The sequence below is a fragment of the Litorihabitans aurantiacus genome, from assembly GCF_030161595.1.
In the GTDB taxonomy this organism is placed as follows: Bacteria; Actinomycetota; Actinomycetes; order Actinomycetales; family Beutenbergiaceae; genus Litorihabitans; species Litorihabitans aurantiacus.
The window spans coordinates 1,919,151-1,941,798 of the sequence record NZ_BSUM01000001.1; the positions used below are offsets into that span (position 1 = coordinate 1,919,151).

Annotated in this window: 14 protein-coding genes and 4 pseudogenes; 6 read left to right on the forward strand and 12 right to left on the reverse strand. The window is 72.2% G+C overall.

The genetic code is table 11. The features are described 5' to 3' along the window. Positions 1-119: 119 nt before the first annotated feature. A complete protein-coding gene (locus QQK22_RS08985) occupies positions 120-2,165 on the forward strand; it encodes a PTS mannitol transporter subunit IICBA (protein ID WP_284250614.1) in 2,046 nt (681 codons plus the stop codon). A 147-nt stretch (positions 2,166-2,312) separates the two neighbouring features. Here the strand turns inward: QQK22_RS08985 and cofE are convergent, their stop codons facing one another. The 7 genes and pseudogenes from cofE to QQK22_RS19280 all read right to left on the reverse strand — a co-directional run. Beyond that, positions 2,313-3,101: a coenzyme F420-0:L-glutamate ligase gene (gene cofE, locus QQK22_RS08990; RefSeq protein ID WP_284250615.1), complete on the reverse strand. Its 789-nt coding sequence runs from the start codon at positions 3,099-3,101 to the stop codon at positions 2,313-2,315. Next, positions 3,098-4,102, reverse strand: coding sequence for a TIGR03557 family F420-dependent LLM class oxidoreductase (locus tag QQK22_RS08995; protein ID WP_284250616.1), 1,005 nt, complete (start codon positions 4,100-4,102; stop codon positions 3,098-3,100). Before QQK22_RS08995 ends, cofE begins: the two co-directional genes overlap by 4 nt. 82 nt (positions 4,103-4,184) lie before the next feature. Continuing rightward, positions 4,185-5,171, reverse strand: coding sequence for a lipoyl synthase (gene lipA, locus QQK22_RS09000; protein ID WP_284250617.1), 987 nt, complete (start codon positions 5,169-5,171; stop codon positions 4,185-4,187). Next, positions 5,168-5,842, reverse strand: coding sequence for a lipoyl(octanoyl) transferase LipB (lipB, locus tag QQK22_RS09005; protein WP_284250618.1), 675 nt, complete (start codon positions 5,840-5,842; stop codon positions 5,168-5,170). The genes lipA and lipB overlap by 4 nt, the downstream gene beginning before the upstream one ends. A 57-nt stretch (positions 5,843-5,899) precedes the next feature. Next, positions 5,900-7,838 (reverse strand): annotated as a pseudogene (locus QQK22_RS09010) (glycoside hydrolase family 2 protein). 125 nt (positions 7,839-7,963) lie between these two features. After that, complete coding sequence (locus QQK22_RS09015) at positions 7,964-8,590, reverse strand: LacI family DNA-binding transcriptional regulator (RefSeq protein WP_284250619.1); 627 nt, start codon at positions 8,588-8,590, stop codon at positions 7,964-7,966. 305 nt (positions 8,591-8,895) lie between these two features. Then, positions 8,896-9,588: pseudogene (locus QQK22_RS19280) on the reverse strand (LacI family DNA-binding transcriptional regulator); the annotation flags it as partial. Positions 9,589-9,606: 18 nt separating this feature from the next. Here QQK22_RS19280 and QQK22_RS09025 point away from each other — a divergent pair. The 5 genes and pseudogenes from QQK22_RS09025 to QQK22_RS09045 all read left to right on the forward strand — a co-directional run bounded on the left by QQK22_RS09025 (position 9,607) and on the right by QQK22_RS09045 (position 17,358). Continuing rightward, on the forward strand, positions 9,607-10,689 hold the full coding sequence (locus QQK22_RS09025) for an extracellular solute-binding protein (RefSeq protein ID WP_284250621.1): 1,083 nt from the start codon (positions 9,607-9,609) through the stop codon (positions 10,687-10,689). Positions 10,690-10,729: 40 nt separating this feature from the next. Further along, the gene (locus QQK22_RS09030) at positions 10,730-11,674 is read left to right on the forward strand and encodes a carbohydrate ABC transporter permease (RefSeq protein ID WP_284250622.1); all 945 of its coding nucleotides are present in this window, start codon (positions 10,730-10,732) and stop codon (positions 11,672-11,674) included. Between the two features lies 1 nt (position 11,675). Next, positions 11,676-12,641 carry a carbohydrate ABC transporter permease gene (locus QQK22_RS09035; RefSeq protein WP_284250623.1) on the forward strand — a complete coding sequence of 322 codons (966 nt, stop codon included), beginning with the start codon at positions 11,676-11,678 and terminating at the stop codon, positions 12,639-12,641. 37 nt (positions 12,642-12,678) lie between these two features. Then, positions 12,679-15,432 (forward strand): valine--tRNA ligase, encoded by a 2,754-nt coding sequence (valS, locus tag QQK22_RS09040; protein ID WP_284250624.1) that lies wholly within the window; start codon positions 12,679-12,681, stop codon positions 15,430-15,432. Positions 15,433-15,535: 103 nt separating this feature from the next. Next, a pseudogene (locus QQK22_RS09045) lies at positions 15,536-17,358 on the forward strand (AMP-dependent synthetase/ligase). A gap of 309 nt (positions 17,359-17,667) precedes the next feature. Here the strand turns inward: QQK22_RS09045 and QQK22_RS09050 are convergent. The 5 genes and pseudogenes from QQK22_RS09050 to tig form a co-directional block, all read right to left on the reverse strand. Next, on the reverse strand, positions 17,668-17,979 hold the full coding sequence (locus QQK22_RS09050) for a chorismate mutase (protein WP_284250625.1): 312 nt from the start codon (positions 17,977-17,979) through the stop codon (positions 17,668-17,670). Then, positions 17,976-19,261 (reverse strand): annotated as a pseudogene (gene clpX / locus QQK22_RS09055) (ATP-dependent Clp protease ATP-binding subunit ClpX). The gene QQK22_RS09050 and the pseudogene clpX overlap by 4 nt, the downstream one beginning before the upstream one ends. Before the next feature lie 163 nt (positions 19,262-19,424). Next, a complete protein-coding gene (locus QQK22_RS09060; RefSeq protein WP_284250626.1) occupies positions 19,425-20,102 on the reverse strand; it encodes an ATP-dependent Clp protease proteolytic subunit in 678 nt (225 codons plus the stop codon). Between the two features lie 44 nt (positions 20,103-20,146). Further along, positions 20,147-20,752 carry an ATP-dependent Clp protease proteolytic subunit gene (locus QQK22_RS09065; protein WP_284252645.1) on the reverse strand — a complete coding sequence of 202 codons (606 nt, stop codon included), beginning with the start codon at positions 20,750-20,752 and terminating at the stop codon, positions 20,147-20,149. 220 nt (positions 20,753-20,972) lie between these two features. Continuing rightward, positions 20,973-22,568, reverse strand: a complete 1,596-nt coding sequence (tig, locus tag QQK22_RS09070; RefSeq protein ID WP_284250627.1) for a trigger factor — start codon at positions 22,566-22,568, stop codon at positions 20,973-20,975. Positions 22,569-22,648: the final 80 nt, after the last annotated feature.

The window sequence follows — 22,648 nt, forward strand, 5'->3', positions numbered from 1 at the left end:
TGAGTGGGATCGTGTGGTCAATCGCTCTTGACCGGACCCGATTCAAACCGATATAAACAGGAACACAGATCAACGGGGATCGGTCGAGGACCCGTCTCGACCCCAGCGAAAGGCAACGCATGACCACCACCACGACCCCACCCCAGCAGCGGGGTGGCGCTCGGGTCGCCGTCCAGAAGTTCGGCACCTTCCTGTCCAACATGGTGATGCCGAACATCGCGGCGTTCATCGCGTGGGGCCTCCTGACCGCCCTGTTCATCGGACCGGGCTGGCTCAACGGCGCGACGCCGGAGACCCCCGACCGCCCCGAGTTCCTCGGCCGCTTCGCCCCCGACAGCTGGGTGGCGCAGATCGGCGGCTGGGGCGACTTCGCCGACGGCGGCATCGTCGGCCCGGCCATCACCTTCCTGCTGCCGATCCTCATCGGCTACACCGGCGGCTACATGCTCTACAAGACCCGCGGCGGCGTGGTCGGCGCGATCGCGACGATCGGTGTCGTCGCCGGCGCCGGCATCCCGATGTTCATCGGCGCGATGATCGCCGGCCCCGTCGGCGGCTGGACGATCAAGAAGCTCGACGCCCTCTGGGACGGCAAGATCCGCCCCGGCTTCGAGATGCTCGTCAACAACTTCTCCGCCGGCATCCTCGGCGCGATCCTGGCCTTCCTCGGCTTCTTCGGCATCGCCCCGGTCGTCGAGTGGCTGACCGCTCGCCTCGGCGACGGCGTCGGCTTCCTCGTCGACAACAACATCCTCCCGGCCACCTCGATCCTGGTCGAGCCGGCCAAGGTCCTGTTCCTCAACAATGCGATCAACCACGGCGTCTTCACCCCGCTGGGCAGCGCCGAGTCGACCGAGACCGGCCGCTCGCTGCTGTTCCTCATCGAGGCGAACCCCGGACCGGGCCTCGGCCTGCTGCTCGCCTTCGCCGTCGCCGGCGTCGGTGTGGCCCGCGCGTCCGCCCCGGGCGCGATCATCGTGCAGTTCCTCGGTGGGATCCACGAGATCTACTTCCCCTACGTGCTCGCCAAGCCGCGTCTGATCCTCGCCCTCATCCTGGGTGGTGCGACCGGTGTGCTGACCAACGTGATCTTCGGCTCCGGCCTCGTGGGTCCGGCCGCCCCCGGCTCGATCTTCGCGGTGCTGACCATGACGGCGCCGGGGAGCCACGTCGGCGTCATCCTGTCCGTCGTGGCCTCAGCCGGCGTGACGTTCCTCGTCGCGGCCCTCATCCTGCGCCTGGACAAGAACAAGGACCTCGACCTGGAGGCCGCCACCGCGCAGATGGAGGCGAACAAGGGCAAGAAGTCCTCCGTCGCCTCGATGCTGAGCAGCGGCGCCGCCGTCGCGACCGGTCCGATCCGCTCGATCGTCTTCGCGTGCGACGCCGGCATGGGCTCCTCCGCGATGGGCGCCTCGGTGCTCCGCCGCAAGGTGCAGTCCGCCGGCCTCGAGGGCGTCACAGTGGTCAACAAGGCCATCTCGGACCTGACCGACACCTACGACCTCGTCGTGACTCACCAGGACCTCACCGAGCGCGCGCGTCAGCGCACCGGTTCGGCGATCCACGTGTCCGTCGACAACTTCATGAACTCGCCGCGCTACGACGAGGTCGTGGAGCTCGTGGACGAGCGCAACAACGGTGGCGCCCCTGCGGGTGGCTCCGGTTCCGGCTCGACGAGCGCGGCCGCCGTCGGCGGCGCGTCCTCGGGCGGCGGCGTCGCGACCGCGACGACGACGCGCGACTCCGTCCTCGACCGCGAGTCCGTGGTCCTCGCCGGAAGCGCCACCACTCGGGAGGCCGCCATCGAGGAGGCCGGCGCGCTGCTGGTCGCCGCCGGCGCCGCCTCGACCGCGTACGTCGCCGCGATGCACGAGCGCGAGGCCTCGGTCTCGACGTTCATGGGCGAGGGCCTGGCCATCCCCCACGGCACGAACGAGGCCAAGGGCGAGGTGTCCCGGACCGCGGTGTCCTTCGTGCGCTACGCGAACGGGATCGACTGGGGCGGCGAGCAGGTGAAGTTCGTGATCGCGATCGCGGCCACGGGCGACGAGCACCTCGCGCTGCTGCAGCAGGTCGCCGGCGCGTTCCTCGACGCCGAGTCGGTGGAGCGCCTCGAGAACGCCATGACGGCCGACGAGGTCAAGGAACTGCTCGGCGCCTGACCCGGGTCTCCCGCGAACGAGGGCCGCGGACGCTCCGGCGTCCGCGGCCCTCGCCGTCGTTCGCGAGGTACTTCTGAGGCGCCCACGATCCCCCACAGACCCCTCGCGGACGCCCACCGGCACCTCGCGGACGAGGTGGTCAGTCAGTCAGTCAGTCAGCGGGCGGCCGTCGCGGCCGCGCTCCCACGCCTCGCGGCTGCCGAGCGCGAACATGTCGTCCGGGCCGGTGCGGCTCAGGCCGCGGGCGCCCGGCCCGTCGTCGTGCGTCACGACGTGCCCCATCCCCCGCACGACGGCGAGCGGGTGCCCGCCCGTCGGGCGCTTGAGCAGATCGGCGGCGGCCGCGATCTCGTCGGCGACGGCGACCACGGTCGTCTCGAGCGGACGCCCGGCGTCGTCGGGCGTGCCCCGCAGGTCGTCGAGCACCGTGATCCCGGCCGCCCCGATCGCGAGGTCGGTGACGCCCGAACGCCACGGCCGCCCGGCGGAGTCCGTGAGGATCACGCCCGGCCGCACGCCGCCGAGCCGCGCCGCGAGCCCGCGCCGGAGCCGGCGCGCGGAGTCGTCCGGATCCACGGGCAGCAGCAGGATCGTTCCCGGGTGCGTGTTGGAGGAGTCCACCCCGGCCGCGGCCATCACGATGCCCTGCCGGTTCTCCACGATCCGCAGCCGGGAGCCGTCGGCGTTCTCGCGCGAGGCGACGACCCTCACCGTCTCGTCGTCGATCGCGGCCTCGCGGTCGGTGGCGCGCACGAGGCGGCCCTCGGCCTTGGAGACCACCTTCGAGGAGAGGACGACGACGTCGCTCGCCTCGACCCCCACGCTCCCGTCCGGCCAGACGAGATTCGCCAGGACGGGGACGAGCACCGCCGCCAGCTCGGTGGAGGACGTGACGGCGGGGACGCCGTCGGGCGCGACGACCTGGAGCGCGCTCACCGGTGCAGCTGCGGGAGGACGTCGCGGCCGAAGACCTCGACCCACTCGGTCTGGTTGCGACCCACGTTGTGCAGGTAGACCCGGTCGAAGCCGAGGTCGACGTACTTCTGGATCTCGGCGCGGTGCACGTCGGGGTCCTCCGAGATGACCATGCGGCCCTCGAAGTCCTCGGGGCGAACGAGCTTCGCCATCGCGGCGAAGTCGAACGGCGAGCGGATGTCGCCCTTGGGGAACTTCATCCCGCCGTTGGGCCACTGCGTCATCGCGTTCTCCAGCGCCTCCTCGTAGGTCGGCGCCCACGACAGGTGCAGCTGGATCACCTTCGGCATGCTCGAGGGGTCCTTGCCCGCCTCGCGCGCCCCGGCGTCGAACTTCTCGAACAGGCCCGAGATCTTCTCGAGCGGCGCACCGACCGTGATGAGACCGTCCACCGTGCGCCCGGCGCGCTTCGCGGTGATCGGACCCGCCGTCGCCACCAGGATCTCCGGCGGCACCTCGGGCATCGTCCACAGCCGCATCGACTCGAGCTGGAAGAACTCGCCGCGGTGCTTGACGTCCTTGCCCGCGAGCGACCCCGTGAACAGCTTCTGGATGATCTCGATCGCCTCGAACATGCGGTTGATCCGCTCGGGCGCCTCCGGCCAGTACCGCGCCGTGATGTGCTCGTTCAGCGCCTCGCCGCTCCCGAGGCCGAGCCAGTGGCGGCCGGGATACATCGCCGCGAGCGTCGCCGAGGCCTGCGCCACCATGGCGGGGTGCCAGCGCATCGACGGGCACGTCACGCCGGGACCGATGTCACCCGTCGTGGTCTGCCCGAGCGCCGCGAGGACGTTCCACACGAACGCCGCCTCGCCCTGCGCGGGCACCCACGGCTGCACGTGATCGGCCGCCATCACGCCGGAGAAGCCGTGCTTCTCGGCCAGCGCGGTGTGCTCGATGATCTCGTTCGGGCTGAACTGCTCCAGGGCTGCGGCGATGCCGACGGTCAGGGCGGAGGTCATGCCTCCATCCTCGCACCCGACCTCGACACCGGGCGGGCGCGACGACGGCGGTGCGTCCCCGCCGCGCGCCGCCGACCGCGCGTCAGCCCACGGCCTGCGCGGGCGCCGCCGCCTCCGCGAGCGGCCGCAGGTGCTCCGGGATCTCCCGACCGCGCGCCACCATCGAGCGCGCCCACAGGCGCCCGGCCCGGTAGGACGAGCGCACGAGCGGCCCCGCCAGGACTCCGAGGAACCCGAGCTCCTCCGCCTCGGCCGAGATCTCCACGAACTCCTCCGGCCGCACCCAGCGCGCGACCGGCAGGTGCCGCGGCGAGGGGCGCAGGTACTGGGTGATCGTGATGATGTCCGTCCCGGCGTCGCGCAGGTCGCACAGCGCCTCGGTGATCTCGTGGCGCTCCTCGCCCATCCCGAGGATGAGGTTGGACTTCGTGATCATCCCGGCGTCCTGGCCCTGCGTGATCACGTCGAGCGAGCGCTCGTAGCGGAACGCCGGCCGGATCCGCCTGAAGATCCGCGGCACCGTCTCGACGTTGTGCGCGAACACCTCGGGCCCGGCGTCGAACACCTGCTCGAGGTGCTCGGACCGTCCGGTGAAGTCGGGCACGAGGATCTCGACGCCGGTGCCGGGCGCCTGCCGGTGGATCTCCCGGATGGTCTCGGCGTACAGCCACGCGCCCTCGTCGGGCAGGTCGTCACGCGCGACGCCTGTCACCGTGGAGTACCGCAGACCCATCCGGGCCACGGACTCCCCCACCCGGCGCGGTTCGTCGACGTCGTAGTCCGCCGGCTTGCCCGTGTCGATCTGGCAGAAGTCGCAGCGGCGCGTGCACTGCGAACCGCCGATGAGGAACGTGGCCTCGCGATCCTCCCAGCACTCGAAGATGTTGGGGCAGCCGGCCTCCTGGCAGACCGTGTTCAGCCCCTCGCTCCGCACGAGCTCCTGCAGGCCTCGGTACTCCGGCCCCATCCGCGCCCGCGTCCTGATCCACTCCGGCTTCTTCTCGATCGGTGTGGCCATGTTGCGCACCTCGAGGCGCAGGAGCCGGCGGCCCGCGGGATCCGCGCTCATGCCGCCACCCCCAGGTCGATCTCGGCCACGCCCGCGAGCTCGCGCTCCAGTGCGTCGCGGATGGGCCCGACGGCGTCGCGCACCGCCAGCGTGCGGCCCGCCTCGCGGGTCAGCGTGGTGACACCGGCGTCGGTGATACCGCACGGCACGATCGCGGTGAACGGCTCGAGCGCGCACGCGACGTTGAGCGCGAACCCGTGCATCGTCACGCCGGAGGCGACCCTGACGCCGACCGCCGCCACCTTGGCGGGCGGCCCTCCCGGCTGCGGCACCCACACGCCCGAGCGCCCCTCGACCCGCTCGGCCGCGACCCCGAGGTCGTGGGCGGCGGCGATCAGCGCCGCCTCGAGCGCGCGCACGTAGGCCACGACGTCGATCGGCCGCCGCAGCCGCACCACGGGGTAGCCGACGAGCTGACCGGGCCCGTGCCACGTGACGCGTCCGCCGCGGTCGACGTCGACCACGGGCGTCCCGCCGAGCCCCTCGCCCGCGGGGCGCTCGTCCCGCCGGGTGCGCCGCCCCGCGGTGTAGACCGGCGCGTGCTCGCACAGCACGACGGTCGCCCGCCGCGAGCCGGTCACGACGGCGTCGTGCAGCTCGCGCTGCAGCCGCCACCCTGCCCGGTAGTCGAGCAGCGAGCCGTCCAGACCCCGTTCCAGGAACTCCGTCATGGGCCCACCGTAGCCTAGTTGGACGCCGTCCAACTATGGCCACGGTGGGAGCCCGTCCTACTCCTCGACGGCGGCCGGCCTCACCTGGACCGCGCGCACGCGCGCGACATCGAGCTTCTCGCTCCGGTCGAACCGGTAGATCCCGTTCTGCTCCTGGAAGACGTCGGTGAGCTGCGTGTAGCAGTAGCCGAACATCTCCGGGTCGCCCAGCAGAACGTCAGCGAGCCCGGCGAACCGCGCGTGGAACTCCTCCTCGTCCCGCACCCGCTGGCCGTAGCCCCAGGACTCGTCCTGCTCCGTGCCCACGGCGTCGAGCCGGTCGGGGTTCCACCAGATGCCGCCGAACTCGCTGACGAAGTACGGCTGCCCGGCGTACGGGAGCGACATCGGAGCGCCGTCGTCGCGCCGGTTCTCGTGGTAGCGGCCCTCGGCGAGCCCCCGACCTGCTCGGCGAACGCGGCCGGGTCCTGCTCGTAGGAGTGGGAGTCCCACACGTCCGTCTCGGGCACGCGGTGGGAGTACCCGCTGGCGTCGACCACCGGCCGCGACGGGTCGGCGAGCTTGGTCGCGAGGAACATGCCGCGGGTGACGTCGTCGAGCACCGTCATCCGGTCGTGCAGGTCCTGGTGCGTCTCGTTCAGGGGCACCACCCGACGATCGCCGGGTGGTTGTGGTCCCGCTCGAGCACCTCGAGCCACTGCGTGACGAAGCTGGCGGTCGGCGCCTGGTTGTGGCCGGGGCCGCCCTGACCGGAGACGCCCCAGTCCCCGAACTCGCCCCAGACGAGGTAGCCGAGGCGGTCCGCGTGGAACAGGTAGCGCTCCTCGAACACCTTCTCGTGCAGGCGTGCACCGTTGAAACCGGCCTCGAGGCCGAGCTCGATGTCGCGGAGCAGCGCGGCGTCGCTGGGCGCCGTCATCAGCGTGTCCGGCCAGTAGCCCTGGTCGAGGACGAGGCGCTGGAACACCGGCTGCCCGTTCAGCAGCAGACGTCGTCCGTCGATCGCGACCGAGCGCAGACCCGCGTAGCTCGTGATCTCGTCGACGACGGCGCCGCCCGCGTCCAGCAGACGCACGCGCACCCCGTAGAGGTGGGGGTCCTGTGGCGACCACGTCCGCACGCGATCCGCCGGGAGGACCACGCGGACCTGGGGGGCGAGGTCGAGGTCCGCGGCGACCGACGCCGTCGCGACCACCCCGGCCTCGTCGACCACGTCGACCTCGACGCGGCTGCCGGGCCGGTTCGCGCTCAGCGGCAGCCGGACGTCGAAGGCCCGCGAGGCGAGGTCGGGCGTGATGCGGGGGCGACGCAGGTGCACGGCCGGGACAGGCTCGAGCCAGACCGTCTGCCAGATCCCCGTCGTGCGTGTGTAGTTGCAGTGGGTGTTGGCGTACCAGGTGGCCTGCTTCCCGCGGGCCTGCATCTCGCCGCGGGGGTCGCGGGCCCGCACGACGATGGTGATCGTCTCGCCCGCGCGCGCACCGATCGGCGCGGTGATCGGCGTGAAGCCGCCGCGGTGGCGCACCACCTCGACACCGTCGACCCAGACCGTGGCGTCGTGGTCCACCGCCCCGAGGTGCAGCAGCACGACGTCGTCGCCCCACTCGGCGGGCACCGTCACCGTGCGCCGGTACCAGACGGCCTCGAGGAAGTCGGTGTCCTCGACGCCGGAGGCCTCGGACTCCGGAGCGAAGGGCACGGTGATCGTGCGCTCGAGATCACGCCCGACCAGTCCGCGCTCGAACCCGCTGTCGCCGCGGTCGATCTCGAAGCCCCACTCGCCGTTGAGGTTCAGCCAGCGGGGGCGCACCACCTGCGGGCGGGGGTACTCGGGGCGAGGCACCCCGGCGTCGGCGCCGGCCGACGGCGGCGCGAGGTCGCCCAGGTGGGCGGGGGTCGCGACCAGAGGGGCGCCGGACCCGTCGGCGGGCGCTGTCGCAACCGCGGAAGCGGTCGCTGCGGTGTTGGCGGTCGAGCTGTCGGGGTGCACGGTCATGGCGGCGGCTCCGTCGCTGTCGGGGATCGTCGTGCGGGCGCCGAGTCTGCGGCGGCCCGGGTTGATGCTCGCAAAACCGACTGCGAAATGCAACGTTGTATCAGGCCGGGCGGCGGCCGCCGGTGTCAGCCGCGGACGTCGCTCGACTCCCGCACGAGCAGCCGGTGGGCGATCGTGTGGTGCTCGGCGGCGCTGGTGTCCCCCTGCACCCGGGCGATGAGGCGATCGACGGCGAGCACGGCCAGCGCGTCCAGGTCCGGCGCGACCGTCGAGAGGGTCGGCGCGGCGTAGCGGCCCGCCTCGGTGTTGTCCCACCCGACGACGGCCACGTCGTCCGGCACGCGGACGCCGTTGCGCCGGAACGCGTGCATCACGCCGAGCGCGAGGTCGTCGTTGCCGCAGACGACGGCGTCGACCTCGCCCAGTCGCGCCAGGACGGCCTCGACCGCGTCCGCGCCGGCGCGACGCGTGTAGTGCGGCGTCGCCAGCAGCCAGCCCGGCCGCGACGGAAGACCCGCCTCGTCCAGCGCCCGCTCGAAGCCCCGCTGGCGCAGCAGCGCCGTCCCGGGCGGCGCGTCCGGCTGCGCCCCGAGGAACGCCGGGCGCCGCCTGCCGCGCGCCAGCAGGTGGGCGGTGGCCTCCGCCGCACCGGCCACGTTGGCGACGCTGACGTGGTCGGTCCCGGCCGCGCCCGACTCGCTGCCGCGCTCGCCGAGCAGGACCATGGGGACGGCACCCCGCCCGGCGTCCACGTCCGCGAGCGAGAGGCCGATCGGCGAGAACAGGACGCCGTCGAAGTGGCGCTCGCCGAACCCGCGGGTGACATCGCGCTCGACGGCCGCGCGCCCCCGGTCTCCTGGATGAACACGCGGTAGCCGCGGTCCGCGGCGACGGCGATCACCTCGTGCGCCAGGGCGCCGAAGTAGGCGGTGTGGACCTCGGGCATCACGAGCGCGAGGGTGTGCGTGCGCCCCTGCCGCAGCGCCCGGCCGGCGATGCTCGGCCGGTAGCCGAGCTCGTCGATGACCGCCTCGACCCTGGCCCGCGTCGCCGCCCCGACCCGTCCCGAGGAGTTCACGACGTTGGAGACCGTCTTCCACGAGACCCCGGCCGCGGCGGCGACGTCCTTCAGGCTCGGGGCCCTCGACGAGGGAGGACGACCACGGTCCCGCCCGGCGCCGTCGGCGTGCGGGACGGCGGGCACCGGGATCCCACCCGGGACGCCGTCGACCCCGACCGCCCGGTTCTCGCCCTCGCCCGCCGTGCTGCGCTCGTGCGCCATCCCGCCTCCGTGACCACTCGTCGCGACCCGCCCCCGCTCCGCACTCGTGGGGTGCCCGGCGCCGTCGCGCCGTGAGGGGCGCTTGACCGTACCGCGTTCCGTCGTCCATGCTGCTTCAACGTGAGAGCGCAACGTTGAATCACCGAACGCGGCGCTACCGCACGGATCAGCGACGGAGCACCCCAGCCGCTCCGCACTCTCGACACGGAGGTCGACGATGACCCGAGGCCAGCCAGCCCTGCTGCGCCCCGCCCCGCCTCGGGGCGCGGGCTCCCTCAGCCGCCGCAGCCTGCTCGGACTCGCGCTGGCGGGAGCCGGCACGCTCGCCGTCGCCGGCTGCTCGCCCGGCGGCGGCGGCACCGGTGGCCGCACGCCGGTCCGCATCTGGGACCTGTTCCAGGGCGCCGACGGCGCTCGCATGCAGTCGATGCAGGCCGACGCGATGGCCGCGGAGCCCGACGTCGCCATCGAGAGCGTGACCCTCGCGTGGGGTTCGGCGTACTACACCAAGCTGGCGATGGCCTCGGCCGGCGGGCGGGCGCCGGAGGCCGCCGCCATGCACCTCTCGCGGCTCGCGGGCTACGCCCCGGGGGTCTGCTGGAGCCGTTCGACCTCGACCGCCTCGCCGACCTGGGCATCACCGAGGCCGACTTCACGCCCGCCGTCTGGGAGCGCGCCACCTACCGGGACCAGCTCTACGCCCTCCCCTTCGACACCCACCCGTTCATCACGTTCTACGACCCGGCGATCGCCGGTCCGGCGGGCATCCTCGACGCCGAGGGCGGGCTCAGCGGCATCACGAGCCCGGACACCTTCCTCGACGCCGGGCGGCGCCTCGCGGAGGTCACCGGCGGCACCGGGATGACCTTCGGCTACCTCCTCGACACGGCACAGACGTGGCGCCTGTTCTGGGGCCTGTACCACCAGGCCGGTGGCGGGTTCCGGCTCGAGCCCGGTCGGCCCGCCGAGCTCGACGAGGCCCGGGCGGGCGAGGTCGTGGAGTTCATGCAGGCCGTGACCGACGGCACCGTCGCCGGTCGCGACGTCGACTACTTCGGCGCGATCGCCTCGTTCACGACCGGCCGCAGCGGCCTGATCGTCTCGGGCGAGTGGGAGCTGCCCTCCTTCCAGGAGGCGATCCCCGACGTCGCCGGCCGCCCGATGCCGACGATCTTCGGCACGCCGGCGAACTACGCCGACTCCCACGCCTTCGTCCTGCCGCGCCAGACCTCGCGCGACCCCGAGCGGGTGGACGCGACCTACCGCGCGCTCGCGCAGCTGGTGAAGGGTGCGCAGATCTGGGCCGAGGCGGGTCACATCCCCGCCTACCTCCCGACGACGCGCACGCCCGAGTACCAGGCCCTCACCCCGCAGCGCGACTACGCCGTCGCGAGCGAGAGCGTCGTGTTCGACCCGCCCGCGTGGTTCGTCGGTGCCGGCAGCGACTTCCAGGCCCGCATGAGCGACCCGCTCTCGGGCGCCCTGCAGGGCAATCGCGACGCGGCCTCGACCGTCACGACGATGCTGCGGGAGATGGACGTGTTCCTCTCGCAGCCGGTGCCGGCGTGATGCGCCCCGACCCCCACCCGTGCCCCGCGGAAGGACGACGATGACGCTCCCCTCCACGCGCCCGGCCCCGGCCGGTCCCGCCCCCGCCGCGGCGGGTCGCTCCGCCGTCGCCCCGACCCGCCGGCGACGCCGCGGCGACCTCAGCGGCTACGCGTTCGCCGCGCCCTTCGTCGTGGTGTTCGCGGCCTTCCTCGTCTGGCCCGTGCTCGCCGGTGCCTGGACCAGCCTCACCGACACCAGCCTCATGGCCCCGGGCGGCTTCATCGGTTTCGGCAACTACGCCGAGGCGTTCGCCGACCCCCAGGTCTGGCAGACCCTGTGGCAGACCTTCCTCTTCACGCTGATCACCACGCTGCCGCTCGTCCTGCTGGGGCTCGTCATGGCGCTGCTGGTGCACACCGGCCTGCCCGGCCAGTGGCTGTGGCGGACGTCGTTCTTCGCGTCCTACCTGCTGCCGGTCGCCGTCGTGACCGGCATCTGGGCCTGGATGTTCCAGGCCGACATCGGACTGCTGAACAGCACCCTGGCGTCCCTGGGCCTCGAGGGCGTGGGCTGGCTGACGCAGGAGGGCGTCGCGATGCTCTCCATCGCCCTGGTGACGGTGTGGTGGACGGCGGGGTTCAACTTCCTGCTCTACCTGGCCGCGCTGCAGTCCATCCCCGCGAGCCACCTCGAGGCGGCGACGCTCGACGGTGCCGGTGCGTGGCGCCGCATCTTCTCGGTGATCGTGCCCCAGCTGCGGGGTGTCACGGGGGTCATCCTCGTGCTGCAGCTGCTCGCCTCGCTCAAGGTGTTCGACCAGATCTACCTGCTGACCGCGGGCGGCCCGAACGGCAGCACCCGGCCGATCCTCGAGTACATCTACGACACCGGGTTCACCAACTACCGGCTGGGCTACGCCTCCGCGATCTCCTACATCTTCTTCGCCGTCATCCTGATCATCACGCTGATGCGGTTCCTGCCGAGCCGCCGCAAGGAGCACTGACATGGCTGCTCTCCTCACCGATCCCGCGACCACCGGCCCGGCCGATGCGCCCGACGGCGTCGAGCCCGCACCCCGCTCGGCCCGAGCCGCCCGGCGACTCACCCGGCAGGCCGAGAACCGCGCCCAGACCCGACTGATCGTCGGAGACCGGCGCCTGGCGCGGGTGGCCGTGCTCGCCGTCCTGGCGGTGCTCGCGCTGGCGTGGCTGATCCCGCTGCTGTGGGCCGTGGTCACCTCGCTCAAGAGCGAGCAGGCAGCCGCGAGCGACGCGAGCTGGTTCCCCGCCGACGGCTTCACACCGGCGGCCTACGTCTCGGTCCTGACCGCCGGCGACGTCCCGCTGTGGATGCTCAACTCGACGATCGTCGCCGTCGTGGTCACGGCCGTGACCGTGATGATCTCGGCGATGGCCGGCTACGCCATCTCCCGGACCCGGTTCCGCGGTCGGCGGCTGCTGCTGGCGCTCGTGCTCGGCTCGATCATGATCCCGCCCCAGATTCTCATCGTCCCGCTGTTCCAGGAGATGCTCGCGCTGGGGCTCGTGGACACCCTGGCCGGCGTGATCCTGCCGCAGCTCGTCGCACCCGTGATGGTCTTCATCCTGGCGCGGTTCTTCGACGCCGTCCCGCAGGAGATCCTCGACGCGGCGTCGGTCGACGGCGCCGGTCCGTGGCGGGTCTTCTGGCGCATCGTGCTGCCGCTGTCGCGCTCGATCCTCGTCGCCGTCGCGATCTTCGTGTTCATCGGCGCGTGGAACAACTTCCTGTGGCCCTTCATCGTGACGAACGACCCGGCGCTGATGACGCTGCCGGTGGGTCTCGCGACGGTGAAGAACGCCTACGGCGTGCAGTACGCGCAGACGATGGCCTCCGCGATCCTGGCCGCGCTCCCCCTGCTGGTGGTGTTCATGATGTTCCAGCGCCGCATCGTCCAGGGCATCGCGACGACGGGGCTCGGCGGGCAGTGACCGCGGCTGCGCCGGCGGGTCTGGGATGATGGGGGGCATGACCACGCAGACCCCGGGCGCCGCCGTGCCCGCCGCCGACCCGACCGATCACGACCACGGCCTGCTGGACGCCGTCGTCGTCCCGGACCGGGTGGGCGTCGAGGGGCTCGAGGAGCGCTGGGCGCCGGCGTGGGACGCCGCGCAGCTGCACGCCTTCGACCGCACCGCGCCGCGCAGCGAGGTGTTCTCGATCGACACGCCTCCCCCGACGGCGTCGGGCAGCCTCCACATCGGCCACGTGTTCTCCTACACGCACACCGACGTCGTGGCCCGCTTCCAGCGCGCGCGCGGCAAGCACGTGTTCTACCCGATGGGGTGGGACGACAACGGGCTGCCGACCGAGCGCCGCGTCCAGAACTACTACGGCGTGCGGTGCGACCCGTCGCTGCCCTACGAGGGCGACGACTTCGCGCCCCCGCACCACGGCGGCGCGACCAGCGTGAAGGCCGCCGACCAGGTGCCGGTCTCGCGCCGCACCTTCGTGCGCCTGTGCGAGCAGCTGACGGCGGAGGACGAGAAGCAGTTCGAGGCGCTGTGGCGTCACCTCGGGCTGTCGGTGGACTGGAACCACCAGTACCAGACCATCGGGTCGACGGCGCGGGCCGTGGCGCAGACGACGTTCCTGCGCAACCTCGCGCGGGGCGAGGCCTACCAGGCCGAGGCGCCCGGGCTGTGGGACGTGACGTTCCAGACCGCCGTGGCGCAGGCCGAGCTCGAGGCGCGCGACTACCCGGGCCACTACCACTCGCTCGCGTTCCACGGGACGGACGGCGGCGACGTCGTCATCGAGACCACCCGCCCCGAGCTGCTCGGTGCGTGCGTGGCGCTGATCGCGCACCCCGACGACGAGCGCTACCAGCACCTGTTCGGCACCACGGTGACCACGCCCGTGTTCGGCGTCGAGGTGCCCGTGCTCGCCCACCCGTCCGCCGAGGCGGACAAGGGCTCCGGCATCGCGATGTGCTGCACCTTCGGCGACCTGACCGACGTGCAGTGGTGGCGCGAGCTGGACCTGCCCACGCGCTCGATCGTGCAGCGCGACGGTCGGATCACGCGCGAGGTGCCCGAGTGGATCACGGCGGAGGCCGGCCGCGAGGCGTTCGCCGAGCTGCTCGGGAAGACGACGTTCTCGGCGCGCACCGCCGTCGTCGACGCCCTGCGTGCGAGCGGCGATCTGATCGGCGAGCCGACCGCGACGCAGCGCAAGGCGAACTTCTTCGAGAAGGGCGACAAGCCGCTCGAGATCGTGACCTCGCGCCAGTGGTACATCCGCAACGGCGGCCGCGAGGTGCCGGGCGGCCGCGATCTGCGGGCGGAGCTCCTCGCGCGCGGTGACGAGCTCGACTTCCACCCCGACTTCATGCGGGTGCGCTACCGCAACTGGGTCGGCGGCCTGAACGGCGACTGGCTCATCTCGCGCCAGCGCTTCTTCGGTGTGCCGATCCCGGTGTGGTATCCGGTCGACGAGGACGGCGAGACGCGCTGGGACGCGCCGATCGTGCCCGAGGAGGCGCAGCTCCCGATCGACCCCAGCTCCGACGTGCCCGCCGGCTACACGGCCGAGCAGCGCGGCGCCGCGGGCGGCTTCGTGGGCGACACCGACGTGATGGACACCTGGGCGACCAGCTCGCTGACGCCGCAGATCGCGGGCGGCTGGCTGCACGACGCCGACCTGTTCGAGCGCGTCTTCCCGATGGACGTGCGCCCGCAGGGGCAGGACATCATCCGCACCTGGCTGTTCTCGACCGTGGTCCGCAGCCACCTCGAGCACGACGCCCTGCCGTGGAGGCACGCGGCCATCTCGGGGTGGATCCTCGACCCCGACCGCAAGAAGATGAGCAAGTCCAAGGGCAACGTGGTCACGCCCATGGACCTGCTCGTGGAGCACGGCTCCGACGCGGTGCGCTACTGGGCCGCCTCGGCGCGCCTGGGGACCGACGCCGCGTTCGAGGTCGGCCAGATGAAGATCGGTCGCCGCCTCGCGATCAAGGTGCTCAACGCGAGCAAGTTCGCGCTCACGGCCGCCTCGGGCGAGGGCAGCGCCGTCGTGCTCGACCCGGCCGCCGTGACCGAGGCGATCGACCGGGCCCTGCTGGCCGACCTCGCGACCGTGGTCGAGCAGGCCACCGCGGCGTTCGAGGGCTTCGACCACGCCCGCGCGCTCGAGACCACGGAGACGTTCTTCTGGACGTTCTGCGACGACTACCTCGAGCTGGTCAAGGACCGCGCCTACGGTCGCGGCCCGACCGGGGCCGACGGCGAGCCCGAGCCGCTCACGCCTGAGCAGATCGCCTCGGCGCGCGCCGCGCTCGCGCTCGCGCTCGACGTGCTGCTGCGCCTGTTCGCCCCGTTCCTGCCGTTCGCGACCGCCGAGGTGTGGTCGTGGTGGCGCGGCGGTTCGGTGCACAGCGCGCCGTGGCCGACGACGGACGCGCTGCGGGCGGCCTCCGCGGGCTCGCCCGGTGGGGCGAGCGAGGGGCTCGTGGCGACGGCGGGGGCCGCGCTCGGCGCCCTGCGCAAGGTCAAGAGCGAGGCGAAGGTCTCCCAGCGCACGCCGCTGCTGTCCGCGCGGATCCTTGCGTCGGCGGTCGCGGCCGAGCAGGTGGCCGCGGTCGAGGCCGACCTGCGCGCCGCCGGGAAGGTGACGGGTCCGCTCGAGGTCGAGGTGGGCGAGCCCGTGGGCGGCGACGGCGAGGCCGTGGCCGTCGTCGTGGCCGCGCACGAGCTCGGCGAGGCCCCGCCGAAGCGCTGATGCACCACTCGTGGGGAGGTTCCGCTGGCTGAGGCCTGCGGAACTTCCCCACGAGCGTCTCTCCTCCCGGGCTGCGGGCACCCTCGCTGGCAGGATGGAACGCATGACCCAGCTCTCCGCGACGCCCGCCGTCGTGCCCGACGACCCGGCCGTCTCGATCCCGGGTGCCCTGCGCGACCGTGCCGCCGCCGCTCCCGACGCCACGATCCTCGAGCGACGCGTCGCCGGTGCGTGGACGCCGGTCAGCGCCGCGACCTTCGTCCGCGAGGTCACCGACCTCGCCCGCGGGCTGGTGGCGTGGGGGCTGGAGCCGGGCGACGTCGTCGCCATCATGGGGCGCACGAGCTACGAGTGGACGCTCGCGGACTTCGCGATCTGGAGCGCCGGTGGCGTGCCGGTGCCGATCTACGAGACCTCCTCCCCGACCAGATCGCCTGGATCGCCGGTGACTCCGGCGCGGTCCTCGTGCTCGCGGAGTCGGACGAGCACGCGGCGCGCGTGCACGCGGCGGCGGTCGACGGCGTGCGCGAGGTCGTCACGTTCGGCGGGCTGGGCACGCTCGCCGGTCGCGCGGACGAGGTCGGGGCCGACGTCGTGGCGGAGCGGACCGCGGTGCTGCGCGGCTCCGACCTCGCCACCATCATCTACACCTCCGGGACGACCGGCCGCCCCAAGGGCGTGGAGCTGACGCACGGCAACTTCGTCTACCTGGCCCGCAACGGTGCGCGCTCGGACCTGCACGACGTCGTCTCGCTGCCGCACTCGCGCACGCTGCTGTTCATGCCCCTCGCGCACGTGTTCGCGCGCTTCATCCAGGTGCTGTGCGTGGTCGAGGCGGGCGTGCTCGGGCACTCCCCCGACACGAAGAACCTCGTGGCCGACCTCGGCTCGTTCCGCCCGACGTTCCTGCTGGCCGTGCCGCGCGTGTTCGAGAAGGTGTTCAACTCCGCGCAGCAGAAGGCGGCAGGTGGGGTGAAGGCCCGGCTGTTCTCGTTCGCGACGAACGCCGCCATCGAGTACTCGCGCGCCCTGGAGCGACCCACGGGGCCGAGTGCGGCGCAGCGCGCGCGGCACGCTGTCGCCCACCGGCTGGTGCTGCACCGGTTGACCGCGGCGATGGGTGGCGCGCTCGAGTACGCCATCTCCGGCGGGGCGCCGCTCGGCGCGAGGCTCGGGCACTTCTACCGCGGGCTCGGCGTCACGATCCTCGAGGGCTACGGCCTGACCGAGACGACGGCGCCCACCACCGTGAACCTGCCCGGTGACGTCCGCATCGGCACCGTCGGCCCGTCCTACCCGGGCACGCAGGTGCGCATCGCGGACGACGGCGAGATCCAGGTCGCCGGACCGCACGTGTTCCGCGGCTACCACGGCAACGCCGAGGCGACGGCTGCCGCGATGACGGCCGACGGGTGGTTCCGCACCGGAGACCTCGGGTCGATGGACTCGGGCGGGTACGTGACCATCACCGGGCGCAGCAAGGAGATCATCATCACCGCGGGTGGCAAGAACGTCGCCCCGGCCGTGCTCGAGGACGGGCTGCGCGGGCACCCGCTCGTGTCGCAGGTGGTCGTGGTCGGCGACGGGCGGCCGTTCATCGGGGCGCTGGTGACGCTCGACACCGAGATGCTCCCCGGCTGGCTCGCCGGCAAGGGGCTGGAGCCGATGACCGTCGCCGAGGCCGCGGCGCACCCGGTCGTGCAGGACTCCCTGGTGCGCGGCACGGTACGGACCAACCGTGCCGTCTCACGAGCCGAGTCCATCCGGCGGATCCGGGTGCTGGACGTCGACCTCACGGAGGCGAGCGGGCATCTCACACCGTCGCTCAAGGTGAAGCGGGCGGCCGTGCAGTCAGACTTCGCGGACGCGATCGAGGTGCTCTACGCGCCGGGCGGCGCCGGGCTCGACGTGCCCGCCGCGGGCTGACACGGTCCCTCGGTCGGTTCGCCGGGTTCACCAGCGGCTCGGCCGCCTCGTCGGGCGGTGTCGCCGGCGCGTCGGGCGGTGTCTCTGGAGCGGCGGGCGGTTTCGGACGGGCCGCGCAGCCTCTCGACGGCGGACTGGCCGCATCGCCCCTGGTCACGGCACCGCGCTGAAGGTTCGTCGGCGAACGAACCGCCCGACGGATTGAGCAGACCGCCCGACGAATCAGTCAGACCGCCCGACGAACGCGACGGGCCGCTCGGCCGGCTGGGTGGATCGTCCAGCGACGACACCGGGGCGGGCGCCGGGCCCTCACGCCTGGGAGGCGATGTCCTCATGGTGGCGGATGACCTCGGCCACGACGAAGGCGAAGAACTTCTCCGCGAAGACCGGGTCGAGCCCCGCCTCCTCCGCGAGCACCCGGAGGCGCGCCACCTGGCGCGCCTCGCGGCCGGGGTCCGAGGCCGGTAGCGCCAGTTCAGCCTTGAGCACGCCGACCTGCTGGGTGGCCTTGAACCTCTCGGCCATGAGGTGCACGAGCGCCGAGTCGATGTTGTCGATGCTGTGGCGCAGGCGCGCGAGCTCCGGCGGGATCGGCGGCAGCTCGGGGACGTCCGCCGTCACGCGGGCGTCTTCTCGCGGACCTTGGAGCGCTTGGCCGACGGCGAGCGCAGCACGAGCGTCGGGGTGTTGCCGTCCGTGACGCACTCCTTGGTGATGACCACGCGCTCGACGTCGTCGCGACCCGGGATGTCGAACATCACCTGGAGGAGGACCTCCTCCATGATGGCGCGCAGCCCGCGCGCCCCGTGCCACGGGCCAGGGCCTGCTCCGCGACGGCGGCGACGGCGTCGTCGGTCAGCTCGAGCTCGACGCCGTCGAGCTCGAACATGCGCTGGAACTGACGGACGAGCGCGTTGCGCGGTTCGGTCAGGATCGTCACGAGCGCCGGGGTGTCGAGCTTGCTGACGGTGGCGATCACGGGCAGGCGGCCGACGAACTCGGGGATGAGCCCGAACTTGTGGAGGTCCTCGGGGCGGACCTGCGCGAACAGGTCCTCCTTCTCCGTGTCGTGCAGCGGGGCGTTGAACCCGACGCCGCGGCGGTGGGTGCGCGAGGCGATGATCTCCTCGAGACCGGCGAACGCCCCGGCCACGATGAAGAGCACGTTGGACGTGTCGATCTGCAGGAACTCCTGGTGCGGGTGCTTGCGCCCGCCCTGCGGCGGGACCGAGGCGACCGTGCCCTCGATGATCTTCAGCAGCGCCTGCTGCACGCCCTCACCCGAGACGTCGCGCGTGATGGAGGGGTTCTCCGCCTTGCGCGCGATCTTGTCGACCTCGTCGATGTAGATGATCCCGGTCTCGGCGCGCTTCGTGTCGAAGTCGGCTGCCTGGATCAGCTTGAGCAGGATGTTCTCGACGTCCTCGCCGACGTAGCCGGCCTCCGTCAGCGCCGTGGCGTCGGCGATCGCGAACGGGACGTTCAGCATGCGCGCCAACGTCTGGGCGAGGTAGGTCTTGCCGGTGCCCGTCGGCCCCATGAGCAGCACGTTGGACTTCGCGATTTCCACGCCGTCCTCGTGCAGCTTGGTGGGCGCGCCCTGCGCCTGGACCCGCTTGTAGTGGTTGTAGACGGCGACGGCGAGCGACTTCTTCGCGCTCTCCTGGCCGACGATGTACTCCTCGAGGTGCGCGAAGATCTCGCGCGGCGTGGGGAGGTTCGTGAGGTCCGGCTCGCTGCCGGCGGGCTCGTTGAGCTCCTCCTCGACGATCTCGTTGCACAGCTCCACGCACTCGGTGCAGATGTAGACGCCGTGGCCGGCGATCAGCCGCTTGACCTGCTTCTGGCTCTTCCCGCAGAACGAGCACTTGAGCAGCTCGACCGGATCGGTGGGGTGGGCCATCGGCTCTCCTCCTCCCTCGTGCCCGGCTCGCGCCCGCACGTGTCGTCGGTCGACGCCGTCGGGCGCCAGGACCGGGTCCTCATCTGTCCGTTCCACCCTACGTCGCACGCTCGTGACGCGGGCGGGTGGTCCGGCGGGTGTGTCGCACCCGCCGGACCCACGCTCAGCGGGCGGGCGCCACGACCTTCTTGCGGCTCTCGAGCACCTGGTCGACGATGCCGTACTCCAGCGCCATCGGGGCCGTGAGGATCTTGTCGCGCTCGATGTCCTTGCGAACCTGCTCGACGTCGCGGCCCGTGTGGGCGGCCAGGGTGTCCTCGAGCCACTCGCGCATGCGGATGATCTCGTTGGCCTGGATCTCGATGTCGGAGGCCTGGCCGTACCCGCCGCCGGACATCGCCGGCTGGTGGATCAGCACGCGCGCGTTCGGGAGCGCGAGGCGCTTGCCCGGCGATCCGGCGGCGAGCAGCACGGCCGCGGCGGAGGCCGCCTGGCCGAGGCAGACCGTCTGGATCTGGGGGCTGATGTACTGCATCGTGTCGTAGATCGCCGTGAGCGCGGTGAACGAGCCGCCGGGCGAGTTGATGTACATCGTGATGAGACCGTCGGGGTCCAGGCTCTCGAGCACGAGGAGCTGGGCCATGACGTCGTCGGCCGACGCGTCGTCCACCTGCACGCCGAGGAAGATGATGCGATCCTCGAACAGCTTGGTGTACGGGTCCTGGCGCTTGAAGCCGTAGGCGGTCCGCTCCTCGTACTGCGGGAGGATGTACCGCGAGTCTGGCGACGTCGGAGCGGCGCCGCCGAAGCCGGCGGGTGCGGTGAGGTGCGTGGATGGCATGAGGTTCACGTTGCTCTCTCGAATCTCTCGAAGTCTCTGTGGTCTCAGTCGCTCGTCCCGCCGCCACCGGCGACGTTCGCTGCGCTCGTGACGACCTGGTCGATGAAGCCGTACTCGAGCGCCTCCTGCGCGGTGAACCAGCGGTCGCGGTCGGCGTCGGCGTTGACCTGCTCGGGGGTCTTGCCCGTCTGCTCCGCCGTCAGCTCGGCCATCACGCGCTTCATGTGGAGGATCAGCTCCGCGTTGATCCGGATGTCGGTGGCCGTGCCGCCGATGCCGCCCGAGGGCTGGTGCATCATGACGCGGGCGTGCGGCGTCGCGTAGCGCTTGCCCTTCGCCCCCGAAGCGAGGAGGAACTGGCCCATCGAGGCGGCCATGCCCATCGCGACCGTGGCGACGTCGGGCTTGATGAACTGCATCGTGTCGTAGATCGCCATACCGGCGGTCACCGAACCACCGGGCGAGTTGATGTAGAGCCAGATGTCCTTGTCGGGGTCCTCGGCGGCCAGCAGGAGCATCTGGGCGCAGATCGCGTTCGCGTTGTCGTCGCGCACCTCCGACCCGAGCCAGATGATGCGCTCCTTGAGCAGACGGTTGTAGACGTGGTCACCCAGCCCGAAGCTCTTCGGGTCGGCCTGGGCCTGAGGCATCTCGCTCACGTGGCGCTCCTTGAGTCGTCGTCCTGCACCGCGGGTCCCGAGGGTCTGCGCCGTGCGTGTTCCTCGACATTAACGCCCGCACGCGGCACGACCATGCCCGCGTCCGCACCGTTTCGCTGTTGGCGCACATCAGCAGCCTCCTGACAGGAGCACGACGGCGGCCCGTCACCCCGAGGGGTGACGGGCCGCCGTCGTGCGAGCGGTCGGAGGCTCAGGCCTCGTCGGCCGCCTTCTCGGCGGCCTTCTTGGTCGTCTTCTTCGCGGGAGCCTTCTTCGCCGGCGCCTCGGCGGTCTCCTCCGTCTTCTTGGCGGGGGCCTTGCGGGCGCGCTTCGGCTTCTCGGCGGGAGCCTCCTCGGCGTCGGTCGCCTCGGCGGTCTTCGCGGGGGCCTTGCGCACGCGCTTCGGCTTCTCGGTCGGGGCCTCGTCGGTGGTCGCGGCCGCCTCGGCCGGCGCCTCCTCGGTGGCGACCTCGACGACCTCGGTGTCGCCACCGTCGGCCGACGCACCCTCGCCCGACGCGGCGGCGTCGAGCTCGTCCGAGCCGATGAACGGCGTGAGGTCGACGGCGTTGCCGTCGCCGTCGGTCACGCTCACCTGGCGCAGCGCGAGCGCGAGCGACTTGTTGCGAGCCAGCTCGCCGACGAACACCGGGATCTGGCCGGTCTTGTCCGCGTTCTGCACGAACTCGTTGGGGTCGACGCGGTACTGCTGCGCCGTGCGGACGAGGAAGTCGATGAGCTCCTCCTGCGCGACGCGCACCTTGAGCTGCTCGGCGAGCACGTCGAGGAGCAGCTGGCGGCGCAGCGACTCGGTGGCCTCCACCTGCACCTCGGCGCGGTGCTCGTCGTCCTCGAGGCGACCCTCGCCCTCGAGGTGGCGGTGCACCTCGGCCTCGACGACGGCGGCCGGGACCGGGAAGTCGACCTGCGCGAGCAGCGCGTCGAGGAGCTTGTCGCGCGCCTGCACGGCCTGGCCGTCGACCTTGCCGGCCGCAGCCTGGGTGCGGACGTCGTCGGTCAGCTCCGCGAGGGTGTCGAACTCGCTCGCGAGCTGCGCGAAGTCGTCGTCGAGCTCGGGGAGCTCCTGCTCCTTCACGGCCGTGATCGTCACGCTGACCTCGGCCTGCTCACCCGCGCGCTCGCCGCCGGCCAGCGGCGCGGTGAAGGTCGTGGACTCGTCGGCCGAGAGGCCGGTGACGGCCTCGTCGAGGCCCTCGAGCATGTTGCCCGAACCGATCTGGTAGGAGACGCCGGAGACCGTGTCGACCTCCTCGCCGTCGATGGTGGCGTTCAGGTCGAGGACGACGAAGTCGCCGTCCTTCGCGGCGCGCTCGACGCCCGCGAGGGTGCCGAAGCGCTGGCGCATGACCTCGATGCGCTCGTCGACCTCGTCGTCGGAGACCTCGAGCGAGTCGACCTCGATGGCGAGGCCGGAGAGCTCGGGCAGCGCGATCTCGGGGCGGACGTCGACCTCGGCGGTGAACGCGAGCTCACCCTCCTTGGCGGACGTGGGGATCGTGGTGACCTCGACGTCGGGCTGCCCGAGCGGGGACAGGCCCGCCTCGGTCACGGCCTCGCGGTAGAAGCCGGGCAGCGCGTCGTTGACGGCGTGCTCGATGATCGGGCCGAAGCCGATGCGCTGCTCCAGGATGCGCGCGGGGACCTTGCCCTTGCGGAAGCCCGGGATCGAGACGTCCTTCGCGATGTGCTGGTAGGCGTGCTGGATGCTCGGGGTGAGCTCGTCGAGCGTCACCTCGACGGTCAGCTTCACGCGGGTGGGCTCGAGGGTCTCGACGGCGCTCTTCACGGCAGGCACTCTCCAGGCGGTTGCGGAGGCCGACGGCGGTGCGTCGGCGAAGACTCGTTCGGTCGCGGTCGCGCGCGGGG